This window comes from Mesorhizobium sp. M7A.T.Ca.US.000.02.2.1, from assembly GCF_003996995.1.
GTDB lineage: Bacteria > Pseudomonadota > Alphaproteobacteria > Rhizobiales > Rhizobiaceae > Mesorhizobium.
This window is the reverse complement of the sequence record NZ_RZTT01000861.1, coordinates 1-673: the sequence shown is the minus strand read 5'-3', so window position 1 is coordinate 673 and position 673 is coordinate 1. Positions and strand designations below refer to the sequence as shown.

General features: G+C 66.6%; 1 protein-coding gene. It reads right to left on the bottom strand.

Translation table 11 applies throughout. The features are described from left to right. Positions 1–673: sugar-binding domain-containing protein (locus tag EOD15_RS35155; protein WP_127409370.1), on the bottom strand; the 673-nt coding region annotated here is incomplete at both ends.

The window sequence follows — 673 nt, the reverse complement described above, 5'->3', positions numbered from 1 at the left end:
GTCGAACACCCAGCCGACGATCTCGGCGATGCCGCCGGCCTTCTGCAGCGCCTTCAATTCGCTCTCCGAAATGAAGCCGTCTTCGTAGAGCGGCGCCTTGGGGCCGAGGTCGCCGATGCCGATGAAGGTGACGTCGGCCTCGGCGGCAAGCGCAAGCGTCGGTTGGATCATCGGCTGGTTGAGCAGCATCTCGCGCTCCTCCGGCGACGAGGCGATGACCGGCAGCGGCATCGGGAAGGAGCGCGCCTTGACCCTGTCGGCCATGGTGAAGATGACGTTGTAGAAGGCGGCCGAGCCGTCCGGCGAGATGTTGCCGGTCAACGACACCACCTTGTGCTGCGGGCATTCCATCGGCGGCAACTGCTCGATCGCCGCCTTCAGCGTGCGCCCGGTGCCGATCGCCATGACGATCGGGGTCGGTGACCGCAGCCGCCGCTCGATCTCGGCGGCAGCCGCCTCGGCGATGCCGATCGTGGTCGAGGACGAATTGGGGTCGCTCGGCACCACCTCGACCAGATCGAGCGCAAAGCGCGATCTCAGCCGTGCCGCCAGATCGAGGCAGTTGGCGATCGGATGGTCGACGCGAACCTTGATCAAGCCCTCCGACACCGCCAGCGATACCAGCCGCTGCGCCGTTTGCCGCGAAATGCCGAGCGTCGAAGCGATCTGGTCC